Here is a 16355-nt window from a genome sequence, read left to right on the forward strand (position 1 = left end):
CGTCCCGAAGCAGTTGGAGACTTCTAGCAGGGTGACTTCAACCGTGTCAACGGGATTTTCCACTTGTCCACATGGATAACTCAGCGTCGAATCGCCCTTGACGACGCGGGTTCCGCTGACTAGCTTGAACTCATCAGTGATTTCAATGTTTCACCTAATGAAATGGCACTGACCAACGACACCACCGCTCCCGCTTCCAGCCCGTACGCGATCCGCGCGGTCGACCGCGTGCTCGACATCCTCGACCTGCTGCAGGGCAGCGAGACGGGCGTCACGCTCGCCGAGCTGTCGAAGGTGATCGGTCTGCCGAAGAGCAGCGCCTTCCGCTACCTCGCGACGCTCGAGGCGCGCGGCTACGTGACGCGCGAGGCCGACGACACCTACCGGCTCGGCCTCGCCTTCCGGCCGCTGCGGCCGCGCGACCTGTCGCTGCTGACGGCGGTCGCGCGCCCGCGGATGGAGGAGCTGTGCCACCGCTTCGAGGAGACCGTCAACCTCGGCGTGCTCGACGGCCACCGCGTCGCCTACCTCGACATGGTCGAGAGCCCGCGCGCGATCCGCTTCGCCGCCCGCCCCGGCCACCGCGACCCGGTCCACTCCTCCGCGCTCGGCAAGGCGCTGACCGCGCGGATGACGACCGAGGAGGTCTGCCGCGTGCTCGCCGTCGACGGGATGCCGCGCTTCACCGAGCGCACGCTCACGACGCCGGAGCGCTACCTCGAGGAGCTGGAGCGCGTGCGCGAGCGCGGCTACGCGCTCGACGACCGCGAGAACGAGGACGGCGGCCGCTGCGTCGGCGTGCCGCTGCCCGAGCCGCTGCCGGCGGCGCTCAGCCTCAGCGCGCCGGCCGACCGCTTCCCCTCCGACCGCGTCGCCGAGGTCGCCTCGGCGCTGCGCCGCACGGCCGAGGAGATCGGCGCCGAGTACGAGCGCGCGGGCCGCGGCCGATGAGCGCGCTCTCCGCCCTCACCTGGCAGCAGGCGCGCGACGCGCTCGCGCGCGCCCGCGTCGCGCTCGTGCCGGTCGGCAGCTGCGAGCAGCACGGCCCGCACATGACGCTCGACTCCGACCTCGCGATCGCCACCGGCTTCGCGACGCGGCTGGCCGAGCGGCTCGGCGACGACGCGGTCGTCTGCCCCGGCCTCGCGTACGGGATGTCCGAGCACCACCTCGCCTTCCCCGGGACGCTGACGCTGCGCGCCGAGACGCTGCTGGCGGTCGTCCGCGACCTCGTCGAGAGCCTCGAGCACTGGGGCGTGCGGCGCGTGCTGCTCGTCAACGGCCACGGCGGCAACCTCGACGCGCTGCGGCTGGCCGCGCGCGAGGCCGTCCGGGACCGCCCGGAGACGCTCGTCGCAACGGTGATGTGGTCGGTGCTGGCGGCCGACGCGATCGCGCAGCGGGCGGTCGGGCCGCGCTACGGCCACGCCTGCGAGATCGAGACCTCGGTCGCGCTCGCGGTCGCGCCGCAGGCGGTGCTGCCGGAGCGGATCGCGGCGCCCGCGCCGGCGCCGGAGGCGGCGCCGCCGAGCGAGCCGCAGGAGAGCCGCTGGGACCTGCCGGTCCCGTTCGACAGCTGGACCGCGGACGGCGCCCTCGGCGACCCGCGGCAGGCCAGCAGGGAGCTGGGCGAGGAGATCGTCGCCGTCGCGTTGGAGCGCGCTGCCGCGCTCGCGCGGCAGCTGATGCAGGACAAGGGAGACGACAGGAGATGACGATGACGACCGCGTCGGAGCCGCGCCGCGTGCAGCTGCGGATCGGCGGCGAGTGGGTCGCCGGCGACGGCGGCGAGCCGCTGCGGCTGACGAGCCCGGCGACCGGCGAGCCGCTCGCGCTCGTCGAGCAGGGGACGGCCGCCGACGTCGAGCGGGCGGTCGCCTGCGCGCGGCGCGCCCTGGTGCCGCTCCGGCGGATGACCGCCTTCGAGCGCGCCGCGCTCTGCCACGGCGTCGCCGACGCGCTGGCGGCGCGGCGCGAGCGGGTCGCGCGCGACCTCGCGCTGGAGCAGGGCAAGGTCTACGCGACCGAGGCGCTCGGCGAGGTCGACGCCGCCGTCTCGATGTACCGCGACGCGGCCGAGTGCGGGACCCGCCTGGAGTCGAGCGTCCACCAGTCGAGCGAGGCGCGCAAGCGGGTCTTCACGATCCGCCAGCCGCGCGGCGTCTACGGCGTCATCACGCCGTGGAACTTCCCCGTCACGATCCCGAGCGAGTACCTGTCGGCGGCGCTTGCGACCGGCAACGCCGTCGTCTGGAAGCCGTCGGAGTGGACGCCGCTGGCGGCGCGGCACCTGATGGAGTGCTTCGTCGAGGCCGGCGTGCCGGAGGGGGCGCTCAACCTGCTGCTCGGCGCGCCGGCCGAGGTCGGCGGCACGCTCGCCGGCCACCCGGGCGTCGCGGCGATCGGCCTGACCGGCTCGACCCGCACCGGCGACGCCGTCGCCGCCGCGGCCGCCGGCAAGCCGCTGCTGCTGGAGCTTGGCGGCAACGGCCCGACGATCGTCTTCGCCGACGCCGACCTCGACCGCGCCGCCGCGCAGGCCGCCTTCGGCTCGTTCGCGAACGCCGGTCAGATCTGCAACTCGACCGAGCGGATCCTCGTGCAGCGCTCGGTCCACGACGCCTTCGTCGAGCGGCTGCTCGACGCCGCACGCGCCGTGCGGCTCGGCTCGCCGCTGGCGGAGGGGACGACGATGGGGCCGCTGACGAACGAGCCGACGGCCGCGAAGGTCGACGCCCACGTCGGCGACGCGGTCGCGCGCGGCGCCGAGATCGTCCAAGGCGGCGGCCGCGCCGGCGACCTGCCGACCGCGCTCTACTACGAGCCGACGGTGATCGTCGGCGTCGACGAGACGATGCTGGTCAACCGCGAGGAGACGTTCGGCCCGGTCGCGCCGGTGCTGGCGTTCGAGGACGAGGCCGACGCGCTGCGGCTGGCGGCGACCTGCCGGCTCGGCCTCAACGGCTCGGTGTGGACGCGCGACCTCTCGCGCGCGCTGCGCGTCGCCGAGCGGCTGGAGACGGGGACGGTCAACGTCAACGAGACCTCGGCCTACTGGCAGCCGCACACGCCGGTCGGCGGCTTCACCGGCTCGGGCAGCGGCATCGGCCGGCTCGGCGGGATGCAGACGCTGCTGGAGATGTCCCAGCTCAAGACGATCACGATCGACGTCGAGGAGGCGCCGTGACGACCCATGACAGCCGTGCCGCGGCCGACCTCCGCGCGCGGGCGCTGCAGGTGCTGCCGGGCGGCGTGAACTCGAACGTGCGGCTCGACGCGCCGCCGGTCTTCTTCGCCCGCGGCGAGGGCGCCTGGCTGTGGGACGTCGACGGCAGGGACTACGTCGACCACCTGCTCGGCCAGGGGCCGGCCTTCCTCGGCCACGCCCACCCGGAGGTCGTCGCGCGCGTCTCCGAGGCGTGCACGACCGGGATGGTCTTCGGCGCCCAGCACGCGCTCGAGGTCGAGGCCGCCGAGCTGGTGCGCGAGCTGGTCGGCTGGGCCGAGATGGTGCGGCTCGGGATGACCGGGACCGAGACGGTCCAGGCCGCCTTCCGGCTCGCGCGCGCCGTCACCGGACGGCAGAAGATCATCCGCTTCGAGGGCCAGTACCACGGCTGGCTCGACAACGTCCTGATCCGCTTCGAGCCGGGGCCGGCTCAGGTCGCGACCGCCGGCCAGCAGGCATCGGCGCTCGCCGACGCGATCGTGCTGCCGTGGAACGACCTCGAGGCGGTGCGCGCCGCGTTGGAGCGCCACGGCGACGAGGTCGCCGCGATCGTGACCGAGCCGATGATGCTCAACCAGGGCGCGATCGAGCCGGCGCCCGGCTTCCTCGCGGGGCTGAAGGAGCTGGCGGCCGACGCCGGCGCGCTGCTGATCTTCGACGAGGTGATCACCGGCTTCCGGCTGGCGCTCGGCGGCGCCGCGGAGCGCTACGGCGTGACGCCCGACCTCGCCGTCTACGGCAAGGCGCTGGCCGGCGGCTTCCCGGTCGCGGCGCTCGCCGGGCCGGCCGAGCTGATGGAGCGGTTCGGCACCGCCGAGGTCAACCACTCCGGCACGTTCAACGCGTGCGTGATGGCCGCGGCCGCGGTCGTCGCCTCGCTGGAGACGCTGCGCGACGACCCGCCGTACGAGCGTGTGAGAGCGCACGGGCTGGCGCTGATGGACGGCCTGCGGAGCGCGGCCGAGGAGGCCGGCGTGCCGCTGCGCCTGCAGGGTCCGGGGATCGCCTTCCACGCCTCCTTCCTGCCGGAGGAGAACGGTGCGTCGGGCGAGCTCGAGGTGCGCGACCTGCGCGGCCTGAAGCGCCTCGACACCGCCCGCTATCAGCGCTTCGCCCGCGCGCTCGCCGACGCCGGCGTGTGGGTCGCGGGGCGCGGCGTCTGGTACGTCTCCGCCGCCCACGGCGAGCGCGAGCTCGACGCCGCCCTCAGCCGGGCGGCGACGGCGCTGCGGGGGGCGTAGCGCCGTCGGGGCGGCGGTCGGCGTCGCGCGGGGCGGATAGCGTTCGACCGCGATGCTCTTCCCGGCACGCCTGCGCCCCGCGCTCGCCGACGGCACCGTGACGGTCGCCTTCCGCCGCTGGAGACGGCCGACGGTGAGAGCCGGCGGCACGCTGCGCTCGCCGGTCGGCGTGCTCGCGATCGACGCGGTCGAGGTCGTCCCGGTCGCGGCGATCGATGACGCCGACGCGCGCGCCGCCGGCTACACGTCGGTCGCGGAGCTGCTCGCCGACCTGCGTCCGCCGGCGCCCGGCCAGGACCCGGCGACCGTCCACCGGATCGCCTTCCACCTGCTCGGACAGGACCCGCGGATCGCGCTGCGCGAGCAGGCCGACCTCTCCCCCGCCGAGCGCGACGAGCTGCGCGCGCGGCTGGAGCGGATCGACGCCCGCAGCCGCCGCGGCCCGTGGACGGAGGCGACGCTGCGCCTGATCGCCGACCGCCCCGGCATCCGCGCCGCCGACCTGGCGGAGGCGGCCGGCCGCGAGACGCTCAAGTTCAAGGCCGACGTCCGCCGCCTCAAGGAGCTCGGCCTCACTGAGAGCCTCGAGGTCGGCTACCGCCTCTCCCCGCGCGGTCAGGCGCTGCTGCGCGCATTCGGCGAGATGCGGCGTCACGCTCCGACTGCGCGGGGTCCCGAGTGCGGCGCGCCGTCCCAGGAGTGAGCAGCGCCACGAGCCTGTCGCGGCGGGCGCGCCTGACGCAGCTAGGAGAAGATCGCGGGAAGACCTCGCTCGCGTACGGTCCTGACCGCCTGGACCTTGTTGAGGCCCGCTCCGGCGAAGCGGATCTGGGCGGCGCCGTCATCGGAGGGATCGCCCTGTGGCGGAACGTGCCTGTCCGGGTCGTAGAGCGGACGAAAGACGCTATTGAGGTCGTTGAACTCGGCGTAGGCGCCGGGAAACAGCTCGCGGCCGATCGCCAGCTTGCGCTCGACAAGTCGACCGAGCTTGGAGCCGTCGACCTGATCGGAAAGGCGGTGGAAGACCCAAGCTATGTCGACGTAGTGCTTGATCAGGCCGTGCGCGCACCAACCGACGACCTTCTCGGCCACCTGCTCGGTGAGGTCCATGACCGGCACGATGGTCGGAGGCATCTGCAGCTGGTCGTAGGGATGGACCAGCGCGAGGTGCTGCGCGGGTTCTTCGAGGCCACGCCACGAGACCGTGAATGTGAACTGGTCCTCGACGGCGGCGCCGCCGACGGCGGCGAAGAAGGCCTCGTAGTTGACCGGACGTGCAGTGACGAGCTTCTTGCCGGGCTTCCAGCCCGTTGCGTCAGCTGGTGTGACCGTGAGCTCGGACTGGTCGACCGTCAGCGCTTCGGCGATGCGGTCGCGGTCCAATGCCCCGAGGCGGCGGGACGTGTCGGTGTCGGCCATCGTGAAGCGAGGCGAGCCGCGCAGACGCATCGCCATGCCGCCGGTCAGCACCCAGTCGTCGTTGAGGTCGCCGCGGTGGACCATCTCGGCGATCGTCACCAGCCGAGCGATGTCACGGATGATGGCGTCGGACGGAACGCCGAGCTGCTCGCGATAGCGCTCGATGTCGTCAGCGCGCGGCCAGTCGGTGACCTCGAAGCTCACTTGCCGTACTCCAGCCACCCGTCGAGCGTGCGCTGCGGCATGTTGACCACGAGGCCGGTATCGCGATCGCGAGGCCAGCGTTCCTGCGGTTCGAAGTTCTTGGCCGCGTCCAGGAGCCGAGAGCCGCTCAGCGCGCCACCGAGGCCGCGCATCACCCGTCGGCTGTCGCGCGGGTGACCGGTCTCGCGCAGCCAGAACGCCAACCGGGCCTGCACGGCGTCGCTGCGCTCCTCGGCGTAGTCGACCAGTCGGAGCAGGTCGACACGCTCCTCGCGCATGGCGCGCTCCCACGCCCGCACCCAGACTTCCGCCGGGCCGCAATGGCGAGGTTGCTCCAGCGTGTCGAGCAGGGTCCGTTCCAGATCGGAGCGGTAGCTGAAGACGCGGCCTTGCGCGCGCTCGCGTTCGACGCCCTGCCACGAGTCCGGCCGCGTGTGCTGCACCACGCGCACCGGCCGGCGACCGACCTTTTGGCGGCTGGCGATCTGAGCGCCGCGCACGCCGACGTACAAGGTCTCGGAGTCGATGTCGGTCAGGCCGTGTTCGACGAGGGCCGTGAGGTACCCGACGTACCAGTCGACGCGTCCGTCCAACAGCGCCGCGAGCAGAACCTTCGGTGGCGCCGCCTGCTCTGCGGTGCTTGCCCCAGGCGGCAGGATCAACCAGCGACCTCGTGCGATCAAGGCCAGCGAGCCACGATCGCCCATGCCCCACAGGCGTTTCTGCGGGTCGCCGATCCCCTCGATGCGCTCGAGCCAATTGCGGTCGTCGGGCCAGCGCAGGTAGAGCTTGCCGCGCTGGGCGGCCTCGTGCAGGACGCGAGCGTCGGCGGCAGGAACGGATCGGGTGGCGGTCGGCACGACGTTTCTTTGCGGAGACAGCGTGCAGCTGCAACTTGCTACGAAAAATATCACCCGGTGTGAGAAATCTCTGCGTTAGCCACCCCCAGGACCGACTAACGCAGATTTTTATTCGTCCGACCCCGACGACCGGCCGGCTTCGCCGCGATGAGCCATTCCTCGGGCAGTTCGACGAAGCCAGCGTCTCAACGAAGCACACGACCCCTTAAACGTGAAATCCCCCGCATTTGCAGGGGATTCCCGAGAAGCCCTCTGACGGACTCGAACCGTCGACCCCTTCCTTACCATGGAACTTTGGGCGTCATGCCCGCAGGTCGAGTGCCGGGTTTGCGACTCACGAATTCGCCGCTATGACGGGGCATCGGGGGCAACGTCCATCGGGCGAGCAGGACAAGGCATGTCGCCGGAAGGACGCCATGTCATGTCACAGATATGTCACGGGCGCGAGCACGCGCGAGCCGACGCCGTCTCGCTGACCGTTCGAGCGTGGCTTTCGCTCTGCGCTCGACCGATCTGGCGTACTCCGCATCGGCCCTCGCTCTCTCCTTCGCGTACTCCCTGCGCGCCTCAGCGATGACCTCATCGGCAGTCCGGCGGTCGTTCGGGTCAAGGTCTTCGATGACGTGGGCGTAGACGCCCATCAACGTCTTGGCATCGTGCCCGAGCCACTTCGCAACCTGCACGATGCTGATTCCCTCATGAAGCCAGAGCGAGGCCGCAGCATGCCGGAGGTCATACGGCCGCCGGATGTCCACCCCCGCGCGCCGCGTAGCCGCCTTGAAGCGCTTGGCGAAGTTCCGCCAGTCCTCTTCGGTCCATGGTCTGCCGTCTGCGGTCAGGAAGACGCGAGCCGTCGCCGGAGGGTTGCCGAGCGCGACGCGAGCAGACGCATAGTCGTCCGCGAGCGCTCGAACCAGCCGAACGCTGCGTTCCTCTTCGGTCTTCGTCGGCTTCAGCGAGCCGTCCGGGTTGGTTCCGTTCTCGACCTCGATTCTTCTCGTCCCGATCTCGCTCCAGACCTGCGCTCGAACCTCGCCGGGACGAAGCCCCGAGTACGCGATCACGCTGACGAGGAGAGCGTCCGAGACGTTCATCTCACCGCGCAGGCGTTCGACGCCAAGCGGCGAGATCGGACGGACTCGTCTCGCCTTTCTGACCTTCGGCTTGTCGACCGCCTTGAAGGCGTTCGATCTGATGCGTCCGAAGCGCACGGCACGCTCCATGATCTGCTGCCCGAGAGCGAGAACGGATCTGACCATCTCGCGTCCGACACCTGCGGTCAGGAGGTCCGTCTTCAGCCCCTCGACCTCTTCTGGTCCGATGGCCCGAATCGGCATCGCTGCGATGGGATGGCCTTCGATGTGCTTCCAGCGGTTTCTGTAGTTCCGGTAGGTCTTCTCAGACAGGTCATCGACCTTCGCCGTCATGTGCTCGGCAGCAAGCTCTCTGAACGTCTGGAGGTCGGCATCAACCTTGTGCAGCGTGCCGGTTTCCTTGCTGCGGTTCATGCTCAGCTGCCAGGCGACCGCGTCTTCAAGGACGCTGAAGCTCTTCGTTCTGTACTTGCCGCCGCCGACGTGGACGCGGACGCGGATCTTGCCGCTCGGCAGGTAGTCCATTCCTGCCGGCAGTCTTGTGGGTCTTCTCCTGCTCATCTCTTCTCCGGCCAACCGAACTCGTCCGTGGCGACCTTCTTCCGGCGTCGTGGGACCGGTCTTCGGCGGACCTCTGCGCGGGGGCGCGGCAGAGCACCCCTGAACGTGAAGCGGTCCAACCCCTCCCCATCGATGGCCCAGCGGCCTCCTACCCGCTTGGCGACCCCATCGGCCTCAAGCTGTCTCAGCCATCGACGCAGCGTCCGCTCGCTCTTCTTCGCTCGGACGGCTGCCTGCGAGAGCGTCAACGGAGGATCGGGAGCGTTCGAGTCGAGTGCTCGCATCCTTCCTGTCCAATTCGCCGGCAGGCAGTCGTCACAGGTCGGGACCTCGCGTCCGTCACCGAGAGCACGGAGAACCGTCGCCGGCTTCCCGCAGTTCTCACAAGCCCGCATGACATATTTGTGAAGTGGACTCCATGTCAGTGACAGTATCGGTCCGCAGGCCGGGACGCAAGCGTCAGGACGACAGCAACCCCCGCGACCCCGGCAAGGTCCCACCGAGAGGGTCGCGGGGGTTGCTGCTCGCGCACCCTGCGGAAGCTGTACGTCCTGCCTCGCCGGGTCGGCCCACGACCGGGCCGGCAGGACGCCTATGAGGGCCGGTTCCTGACGCCGGCCACCATCGAGTCTACGGCGGCCTCCGACACGCTCAGGCTGCCTCCGCGAGTACGTAGCCGGCGTTCGAGCTGACGATTCTTCTGCGATTGCTGGCGACGGCTGCCGCCTGGATGACCGTCGCGTGCGGCAGGTCCAACGCCTTCCGCACGTCTGAGCGCTTGACCGGCTGCGGGTGGTGTTCCCGGACGATCTCTACGAACCTGTCCGCGACCTCCCCGATGGAGAGCGGTGCGTCGTCCGGATCACGCTGCTTTCTCAGGGGCGTTCCGTCCGTGGTGAACCAGCTCCGGCGGATGAGATCGATCTCGGCGAAGTGGTCGGCACACAGGTAGCGGCCGAACGTGCCGTGAGTAGCCGGCCTCTCGCATCCGGCTGAGGATCGGCAGGTAGCGCTATCTGGCATCGCGCATCATCCGCCGCACGTCCTCGAACCGCGTGCGGCGGCCAGTCAGGCGCTCGATGGTCTTGGCGTACTGGCGCAGCGTCGGTCCAGTGACCGACGTGTCGCCCCGCTCAATCCGGTGGACCGTCGTCCGGCTGAGGTCAGAGCGCGCGGCCAGTTCGCGGAGCGACAACGCCAGGATGCGCAGCCGGAGATCGCGCGGTGACCCAGGCACCGGGGCGTGCTCCCCCTGGTAGGCGTCCCGGATCGTCCGTCGCATCTGCGCTCGGCGGCATGCTTCGGAGCGGCTGATTCTGGCGTTGCGCTCGTCGCGTCTGCGCTGCCGGCGGCGACGGTCGCGTTCGGCCTGCTTGCGTCTGTGTTCGCGCAGCCGGTCAGCGTCGCTACCCATGTCGGCGCTCTCGGTCGCGGATGATCGACTCCATCTCGGCGAGTACGGGCGGCGGCGCGTCCACGTCGTCGCCGATCAGGAACGCACCGCCGATCTCGTCGTCACTAAGCAGCCGTTCCGCTTCAAGCCGCGCCCAGCCAGCGTGCGGCTGAGCGACCGGCTCGGAGCAGCCAAGAGCCGGCCCGGCCGGAGTGGGACGGTGCACAGCGAGACGACGGAGCGCGCGGCGGATGCGTCGCACGACTACTCCCGCTCCCGTCCGGCGGCGTCGGCGAAGACCTCTTCGGGAGTCGGTCCCTGCGGCGATCTCGCGCGGGATGCGGCCTGCTGCTCCATCTGCGCACGCAGACGCTCACGGCCGGCAGCTTCCGCGTCGGACATGCCGAGCACTCGCACGGACGGCTCAGGCGCGGCAGTCGGGGCGTCCGACTCGGACACGACCGCGAACAGCTCGGCGATCTCCAGCTCGCTCGTGCGGACCGCCGGCCCGTGTACATCCGGAGCGAGCACATAGTATCCGCCGCCCTCGACACCCACGACCGTGAAGACGGCGCGGTCGCCTCTCTTGCGGCGAAGCTTCGTGCCGATCATCTAGCGGCCGTCCTCCGCACGGGCGGCGTCGAGCTGGCGGCGAGCGGCGTCTACCACCGTCTCGGGCGGCTCAGCCGGTGCGTCAGCAGCGGAGCGGCGTGCCTCGATGAGCGCGCGAGCTTCAGAGCTGAGCATCACTTCGTAGGTTGCGAGGATGCCGCCCTCTCCGCGCGCCGGAGCGGACACGACCTCCGTGAACTCAAACAGTGAAGTCAGTCCGTATTCCAGCCTGTCGCGACCGGTTCCAACTGGCCCGGTGACCCGAACGTAGAACCACGGGTCGGACTCGTCGCCCTCCTTCGCACGGAGGACCGTTCCAGGCTGCAACTCAACGCTGGGGTCCTCCATGCTCGTCCAATGGGACAGCGGCGTGTTAGGCGCGTACGTCGGGATCGTCTGCACCAGCCGCGAGTGAACGGCCGCGTCGTCGTGCGCTCTACTCACGTCCGACCTCCCGGCGTCGTGCCAGCTCCATCTGAACGGCATAGCCCGCCTTCTGCGCCTCAGACAGGCTTCCCACCTGTGCTTCGGCTTCCGCGCCGGTCAAGATAACGACGCTGTCTCGCCTAGTGGGTCGCTGCTTGCCGTAGGCAGCCTCGAACAGAGAAATGTCCTCCCCGACAACGGCCGGCGGACCGATCTGCGGTTCCTTGATTACCTCCACCGCGCGCGTGCGCAGCTTATCTCGAAGTCCCATCTAGTTGTCTCCTGCGGGTGCGTGATTCATAGTGCTGACACTCTATCGGCGGCTGTGACAGTGACGGATTGATTGGCACACTCGACCGTAAACCGTGGTGAATGGAGACAGATCACAACAACTCTCGCTTGCCGTTCAAGGCCGGCGGTAAGTCACTTGACGCGACAATTCTTGAGAATGGCGACCTCCTGGTCGTGGGCTACGCGGCGGTCTGGGACGGACTCGACCGAGAAGGAGAGAACTTCCTCAATGGCGCGTTCCAGCGCGGCATCAAGACGTTTCTCGAAGGTCAGGCCACGCTCGCGTTCCACCATCAGCACGACAAGGGCATTGGGAAGGTGCTGGAGCTGCGCGAGGATGAGCGCGGCCTCTGGATGAAGGCGCGCGTGGACTTCCAGCCGGAGTCCTCGCCGCTGCGCTACATCTACAACGGCATCAAGAAGGGTACGTACAACGCCCTGTCTGTCGGCGGCTTCTTCGCCCGCACGCTGACCGCCAGAGGGTGGCGGATCAGCGCAGTGGACGTGACCGAAGTGTCGGTGACGCCGGTCCCCGCGCATCCTGGGACGAGCTTCGCAGTCGTCGCGGGCAAGGCATTGGATTCAGCTGCCGCGAGCGACATTGACGCGATCATTCACGATGCCCGGATGCTCATGCTCGAAGCGCAGCTTGAACGGGCGCGTTACCAGCTCGCCGACCTGATCGTGAACGGAGCGCGCTAATGGCTGGTTACGATGCAATCCTGCCGCCGATGTCGTCCGATCCGCAGGCGCGGGTCTGGACTCAGATCCGACAGCTGCAGCACCGTGTCGCGTCGCTGGAGGCCAGACGAACTTGATCGTACGAGCTGAGATGAGCGGGACGGTCATCTCGTCAGACCCGACGATGGGCACCATGAACTACAGAGAGGGCGAGTTCAACAGCTACGGCCGCGAGCTGCTGATCCTGTTCGGACCCAACCGCGCCGCGCTGTCTGGCTCTACTTCCATCTCGGCGTATTTCTACATCGATGAGCAGCAGGTCGCGTCCTCCTCGGCATCACACAACTACGACCCCGACCAGAGAAACATGGATGGCGTGGCCGCGAGTGCGGCGTACACGCGATTCACTGTCCCGGCCGGCACTCATACCTGGAGAGTTGCCGCAGGTGTTTCGCCGCCGCCTTCCTCGTTCACGGCGTTTGACTTCGCTGGTCTGATCTTGGAGCTTCCCACCGCTTAACCTTCGGCCGCCGACCTCCTCGGCGGAAGGACGCACCGTCTCCGGCGTCCTGCGCAACGCCTCCCCACCGGGAGGCGTTCGCGTTGCTGGGGCTACTCGATGCCTCTCAGCAGCTCAGACGGAGTGGTTCTGAGCGCGCGAGCGAGCCGGATCAGCGTGTCGGTCCGGACATGCGTCTTGCCATTCTCGATTCGATTGACCTGGGCTTGGTCTACTCCGGACTGCTGGCTTACCTTGCCTTGTGAGAGGCCAGCCCGATCCCGTGCGGCACGGAGGTTGCGGCCGATGATGATGCGAGGGTCTTCGGGCACATAGCGGGGTTCGTGTGCTGGAGGATTGCTTCCTGTAGGGAAGAAGTCATAGGATTCTCTCCATATGCTGCCCGACGCGCCCAACGAAAAGACGCCAAGAGGAACGCTGTTCGTGACGACTATCCGGCTCGAACGCGACCTTGCCGCCGAGGCTCAGCGGGACGCTAAGCGGCTCGGCGTGTCATTCGCCACCTATGTAAGAGACTGCGTCCGGGACCGTGTCGCCGAGCGGCGCTATCGCTCCGCGTTGGGGGAGCTGTACGAGCGTGTGGTCAGGCTCGAACGGGATCGGGGATGACCGACTCCGCGCACCAGCTCCGCGTTGCAATCGGCCTGGAGCTGCGGGACGCGCGCGAGCGCGCCGGGCTGTCGAGGAGAAGACTGGCGGCGCTGACCGAGGGCGCGGCGTCCGCGACCTTCATCGAGGCGGTCGAGACCGGGCGCGGCAATCCGTCCTTCGTGCGGGTCGCGAGGATGGCGCGCGCCCTCGGCCTCAGTCTCGCCGAGATCGCAGAGCGAGCGGAGAAGCGCGTCAGAGCAGGCGAGTAGGATCGAGCCTTGGTCAGCTCAATGGAGCATTGACCGACGCGGCGCAGCCGGTTCCCCTCTAGCCGCGTCTGAGCGACTGCCGCCGACCCCTCTCGGCGGCAGTCGCCGTTTCATGGGCGGTCTGCACTAGACACACCAGTGCGGCCGATTAGTTACACCCCGAGTGGTCAAGTGGTACGGATCTATCCAGTGCTAGTTGAGGCACGCGGGGGTGTAAACTTACGGGTTGTAAACGACGATCTGGAGGTTGCCAGTGAGCGTAGGAAGTGCTATCCGCAGACACCGAACCGAACGAGGTTGGAGCAAGGCGAGACTTGCCAGGCTGACCGGGTTTTCCCGGACCTCGATCCTCTATTGGGAGCGAGAGGAGCATGAACCCCGGCGAGTGGCGGTCGAACGCCTCGAAGCCGTATTTGGGCTTGAAGAAGGCAGCCTCAACGAGTAACGCCGCCCCGAAGGGCGGCGCACGTGAACGAACGAGTAGGAGATCTAGCAGTGAACAATTCAAGTGTATCGAACACCCGGACCACGTTCCGGGAGCGAGCAACCTCCGCGACGTGGGCCACGAATCCCGTCCTCGTCGCGTACATCGTGTACATGCTGTGCCTGACGGCGGCGGTGGTCCTCTAATGAGCGAGATCACCCCCACGGCAGCCCGCGACGCCCTTGCCGTCGCGCTTGAACAGGAGGCGCGCATCGGCCTCGCAGACGTTCGAGCGTGGCGACGCAGAGGACCGGCCCCGCTCAGCGCCGCCGAGCGCGACAGAGCTTGCACGCAGGCGATCATGCGAGCTGAAAGAGAGCTGCGGCAGCGCTTCCCGGACGCGGACGACGACGCGATCCTGGGGTCGCTCGAAGCCGAGCTGGCGCGAGGCGAGGCGTTCTTCGATGACGACTTCGCGGACGGATGGGACGAACCTGATCCGAAGTTCACGTTCGTGGTCGATGGCCTGATCGCTGACGGGATGATCCATTGGGCTTCTGGCAAGCACGGCTCGCTGAAGTCCACCATCGGCACGTTCGCCGCGTTCGAGGCGATCAAGGTTGGTCGTCACGTCGTGTGGCTCGATTGGGAGGTCGGCCGCGCGCAGGCTCGCCGTCGCTTCAAGGCGGCTGGGATCACGGAGGCGATGGCGCGCGAGTTCGTCCGCTACCGCTACCTGCCGCCGATTTCGGACACCAGCTCCGCGACCGTTGAGCGGCTGCGCGCGGAGGTCGCCCAGCTCGACCGTCCCCTCGTCGTGATCGACTCGATGTCGAAGGCGCTCGCCGGCACGGGGTGCGACGAGAACAGCAACTCGGACGTGTCGCGCTTCACAGACGCGATCTTGCAGCGCGGCATGAAGGGCGCCGGCGCGACCGTCTACGTGATCGATCACGAGGGCCGCAACCAGACGAAGTCCTCGGACTACGTCGCGCGCGGGGCATCGACCAAGGACGCCGACGCAGACATCACCTACCGGTTCTTCGTGGAGGAGGAGCCGGACCGGCAGACCGTGGGCAAGCTGCGGATCATCTGCCAGAAGGACCGTGAGGATGCGCTCGGCGGCCTCACGCGCCAGTGGGCGCGTTCCAAGTACAGCCGTCGCGGAGAGCGCTGGTTCGAGGTTGGCGACGGGAGGGGCGGCCTGCCCGTCAAGCCCATCGAGCAGCCCAGCGACGCACGCAGAGACGGCGAGGAAGCGGCCTTCAAGCTCGCCATCGTGGACTTCCTGCGCGAGAGCGGAGAGGAGTTCTCGATGCGAGCGCTCAAGGACGAGCTTCGGGGCGCGGGGGTCGAGTTCCGCAACGACGATCTCGGACCCACGGTCCGAGCGATGGGACGCGACAGCTTCTATCCCATCAGCGTCCGGACCGAAGGCCAGTCGCTCCGCATTCGATACGAGGAGGCGACCGCCGATGCAGCCGGCGCGCTGTCCTTCTAAGGCAACCGATCCCAACCGATCCCCGGAGCTGGGGATCGGTTGGGGGACCGATCCCCACGGGATCGGTTCGGGGATCGGTCGCGCCCGACGGCCTCGAGTTCGCCACCGGACGGGGGATCTCGGACCGATCCCGCGGGGATCGGTTGCGGGGATCGGTGCGACCGCCTGCCCAAACCGCTCTACCGATCCCACCGATCCCCGCGCCTATAGGCGCGGGGTGGGATCGGTCGGAGGGGACGATCCCCGGACGCTGAATGACTCCGGCCATGCTGAGGCCGGCCGATGATCCGCCCCTACCGCGACATCTCCCCGGCCGCCCGTGCCGCCGCCGAGCTGGCGTACGACGATCTCCTGGACGCCGCCTGCCGCGCCCGGCAGGAAGGCCGCTGGCGCGCCGACGATCAGCGCGAGTCAATCTGCGCGGAAGCCCGCCGTCTCGGCGTCATCATCTGGCCGGCGCTGGCAGACCGCGTCGCCTCCGGAGCGCGCCAGCTCGTCGGCTCGACCGCCTGACTTATCAGCCTCACGTCCCTAGCCGTCGAATTGGCTAGGGACGCGACGACCCTGCGGCTGATATGTCTGACGGCCGCCCTAGCCTCCGGTGCGATGGCACCCCACGCGACGCTCGAAGCGCTCAACCTCAGAAGCTACGAAGAGCTGCACCAGCTCCCGGTTGGGGAGATCATCGCCAACCTGCACAGAGTGCCACTGCATGACGGCGACGCCTTCCTCGCTGTCCTCGCGGTGCGGGCGTTGTCCGAGCTGAGCGACACCACGGCCGCAGTCGGTAGAGCAGTTGACGAGCTGCACCGGACGACGGCCGCCATCGACCGCGCGAGCCGCCGACTCGAAGTCGCTGCGCTCATTGTCGGGATCGTCGCTGTCGTGGTCGGGATCGGCGGCATCGTCGCAACGCTGGCGGCATAGCCGGCGCTGCTGACGGTGACCGTGGCGGGGCACACATAACCCGCCCCCCTCGCAACCCGATCCGTCTCGCGCAACCCCAGCAACCCCAGCGCCGCGTACGGCCCTTCTCCGG

Annotated in this window: 22 protein-coding genes; 13 read left to right on the forward strand and 9 right to left on the reverse strand. The window is 69.1% G+C overall.

All coding sequences use genetic code 11. The features are described from left to right. The first annotated feature begins 162 nt into the window (after positions 1-162). From BDZ31_RS12890 to BDZ31_RS12910, 5 genes are read left to right on the forward strand one after another with little or no spacing between them, the layout of a single operon-like run. Positions 163-951: an IclR family transcriptional regulator gene (locus BDZ31_RS12890; RefSeq protein WP_183342671.1), complete on the forward strand. Its 789-nt coding sequence runs from the start codon at positions 163-165 to the stop codon at positions 949-951. Further along, positions 948-1715: a creatininase family protein gene (locus BDZ31_RS12895; RefSeq protein ID WP_183342673.1), complete on the forward strand. Its 768-nt coding sequence runs from the start codon at positions 948-950 to the stop codon at positions 1713-1715. The genes BDZ31_RS12890 and BDZ31_RS12895 overlap by 4 nt, the downstream gene beginning before the upstream one ends. Positions 1716-1717: 2 nt before the next feature. Further along, the gene (locus tag BDZ31_RS12900; protein WP_246345141.1) at positions 1718-3187 is read left to right on the forward strand and encodes an aldehyde dehydrogenase family protein; all 1470 of its coding nucleotides are present in this window, start codon (positions 1718-1720) and stop codon (positions 3185-3187) included. Beyond that, on the forward strand, positions 3184-4470 hold the full coding sequence (locus BDZ31_RS12905) for an aminotransferase class III-fold pyridoxal phosphate-dependent enzyme (RefSeq protein ID WP_183342677.1): 1287 nt from the start codon (positions 3184-3186) through the stop codon (positions 4468-4470). Before BDZ31_RS12900 ends, BDZ31_RS12905 begins: the two co-directional genes overlap by 4 nt. A 52-nt stretch (positions 4471-4522) precedes the next feature. Then, a complete protein-coding gene (locus BDZ31_RS12910; protein WP_221243042.1) occupies positions 4523-5173 on the forward strand; it encodes an ASCH domain-containing protein in 651 nt (216 codons plus the stop codon). Positions 5174-5214: 41 nt separating this feature from the next. Here BDZ31_RS12910 and BDZ31_RS12915 read toward each other — a convergent pair whose 3' ends face one another. From BDZ31_RS12915 to BDZ31_RS12950, 8 genes are all read right to left on the reverse strand, one after another. Further along, positions 5215-6093 (reverse strand): nucleotidyl transferase AbiEii/AbiGii toxin family protein, encoded by an 879-nt coding sequence (locus BDZ31_RS12915; RefSeq protein ID WP_183342678.1) that lies wholly within the window; start codon positions 6091-6093, stop codon positions 5215-5217. Next, positions 6090-6953 (reverse strand): type IV toxin-antitoxin system AbiEi family antitoxin domain-containing protein, encoded by an 864-nt coding sequence (locus tag BDZ31_RS12920; RefSeq protein ID WP_183342679.1) that lies wholly within the window; start codon positions 6951-6953, stop codon positions 6090-6092. Before BDZ31_RS12920 ends, BDZ31_RS12915 begins: the two co-directional genes overlap by 4 nt. A gap of 419 nt (positions 6954-7372) precedes the next feature. Beyond that, positions 7373-8572, reverse strand: a complete 1200-nt coding sequence (locus BDZ31_RS12925) for a tyrosine-type recombinase/integrase (protein WP_183342680.1) — start codon at positions 8570-8572, stop codon at positions 7373-7375. A gap of 687 nt (positions 8573-9259) precedes the next feature. After that, entirely contained in the window at positions 9260-9631 is a 372-nt protein-coding gene (locus BDZ31_RS12930; RefSeq protein ID WP_183342681.1) for a hypothetical protein, read from the reverse strand. Further along, entirely contained in the window at positions 9621-10022 is a 402-nt protein-coding gene (locus BDZ31_RS12935; RefSeq protein WP_183342682.1) for a helix-turn-helix domain-containing protein, read from the reverse strand. The genes BDZ31_RS12930 and BDZ31_RS12935 overlap by 11 nt, the downstream gene beginning before the upstream one ends. 243 nt (positions 10023-10265) lie before the next feature. Continuing rightward, positions 10266-10613 (reverse strand): hypothetical protein, encoded by a 348-nt coding sequence (locus tag BDZ31_RS12940; protein WP_183342683.1) that lies wholly within the window; start codon positions 10611-10613, stop codon positions 10266-10268. Further along, positions 10614-11057 (reverse strand): hypothetical protein, encoded by a 444-nt coding sequence (locus BDZ31_RS12945; RefSeq protein ID WP_183342684.1) that lies wholly within the window; start codon positions 11055-11057, stop codon positions 10614-10616. Continuing rightward, positions 11050-11310, reverse strand: a complete 261-nt coding sequence (locus tag BDZ31_RS12950) for a hypothetical protein (RefSeq protein ID WP_183342686.1) — start codon at positions 11308-11310, stop codon at positions 11050-11052. The genes BDZ31_RS12945 and BDZ31_RS12950 overlap by 8 nt, the downstream gene beginning before the upstream one ends. A gap of 128 nt (positions 11311-11438) precedes the next feature. On the opposite strand from BDZ31_RS12950, the gene BDZ31_RS12955 reads away from it, so the two are divergent. Continuing rightward, complete coding sequence (locus BDZ31_RS12955) at positions 11439-12032, forward strand: HK97 family phage prohead protease (RefSeq protein WP_221243043.1); 594 nt, start codon at positions 11439-11441, stop codon at positions 12030-12032. Between the two features lie 130 nt (positions 12033-12162). Continuing rightward, complete coding sequence (locus BDZ31_RS12960) at positions 12163-12531, forward strand: hypothetical protein (protein ID WP_183342690.1); 369 nt, start codon at positions 12163-12165, stop codon at positions 12529-12531. 92 nt (positions 12532-12623) lie between these two features. Here the strand turns inward: BDZ31_RS12960 and BDZ31_RS26220 are convergent, their stop codons facing one another. Beyond that, positions 12624-12842 (reverse strand): helix-turn-helix domain-containing protein, encoded by a 219-nt coding sequence (locus tag BDZ31_RS26220; protein WP_183342692.1) that lies wholly within the window; start codon positions 12840-12842, stop codon positions 12624-12626. A gap of 64 nt (positions 12843-12906) precedes the next feature. Here BDZ31_RS26220 and BDZ31_RS12970 point away from each other — a divergent pair, with 64 nt between their 5' ends. From BDZ31_RS12970 to BDZ31_RS12995, 6 genes are all read left to right on the forward strand, one after another. After that, entirely contained in the window at positions 12907-13140 is a 234-nt protein-coding gene (locus BDZ31_RS12970; protein WP_183342694.1) for a hypothetical protein, read from the forward strand. Then, positions 13137-13391 carry a helix-turn-helix domain-containing protein gene (locus BDZ31_RS12975; protein ID WP_183342696.1) on the forward strand — a complete coding sequence of 85 codons (255 nt, stop codon included), beginning with the start codon at positions 13137-13139 and terminating at the stop codon, positions 13389-13391. Before BDZ31_RS12970 ends, BDZ31_RS12975 begins: the two co-directional genes overlap by 4 nt. A 253-nt stretch (positions 13392-13644) precedes the next feature. Beyond that, positions 13645-13836: a helix-turn-helix transcriptional regulator gene (locus tag BDZ31_RS26225; protein ID WP_183342698.1), complete on the forward strand. Its 192-nt coding sequence runs from the start codon at positions 13645-13647 to the stop codon at positions 13834-13836. Positions 13837-14020: 184 nt separating this feature from the next. Next, positions 14021-15316 (forward strand): AAA family ATPase, encoded by a 1296-nt coding sequence (locus tag BDZ31_RS12985; RefSeq protein WP_183342700.1) that lies wholly within the window; start codon positions 14021-14023, stop codon positions 15314-15316. Between the two features lie 282 nt (positions 15317-15598). Continuing rightward, on the forward strand, positions 15599-15829 hold the full coding sequence (locus BDZ31_RS12990) for a hypothetical protein (protein WP_183342701.1): 231 nt from the start codon (positions 15599-15601) through the stop codon (positions 15827-15829). 93 nt (positions 15830-15922) lie between these two features. Further along, positions 15923-16243 (forward strand): hypothetical protein, encoded by a 321-nt coding sequence (locus BDZ31_RS12995; RefSeq protein WP_183342703.1) that lies wholly within the window; start codon positions 15923-15925, stop codon positions 16241-16243. Positions 16244-16355: the final 112 nt, after the last annotated feature.

It is taken from the genome of Conexibacter arvalis, from assembly GCF_014199525.1.
In the GTDB taxonomy this organism is placed as follows: domain Bacteria; phylum Actinomycetota; class Thermoleophilia; order Solirubrobacterales; family Solirubrobacteraceae; genus Conexibacter; species Conexibacter arvalis.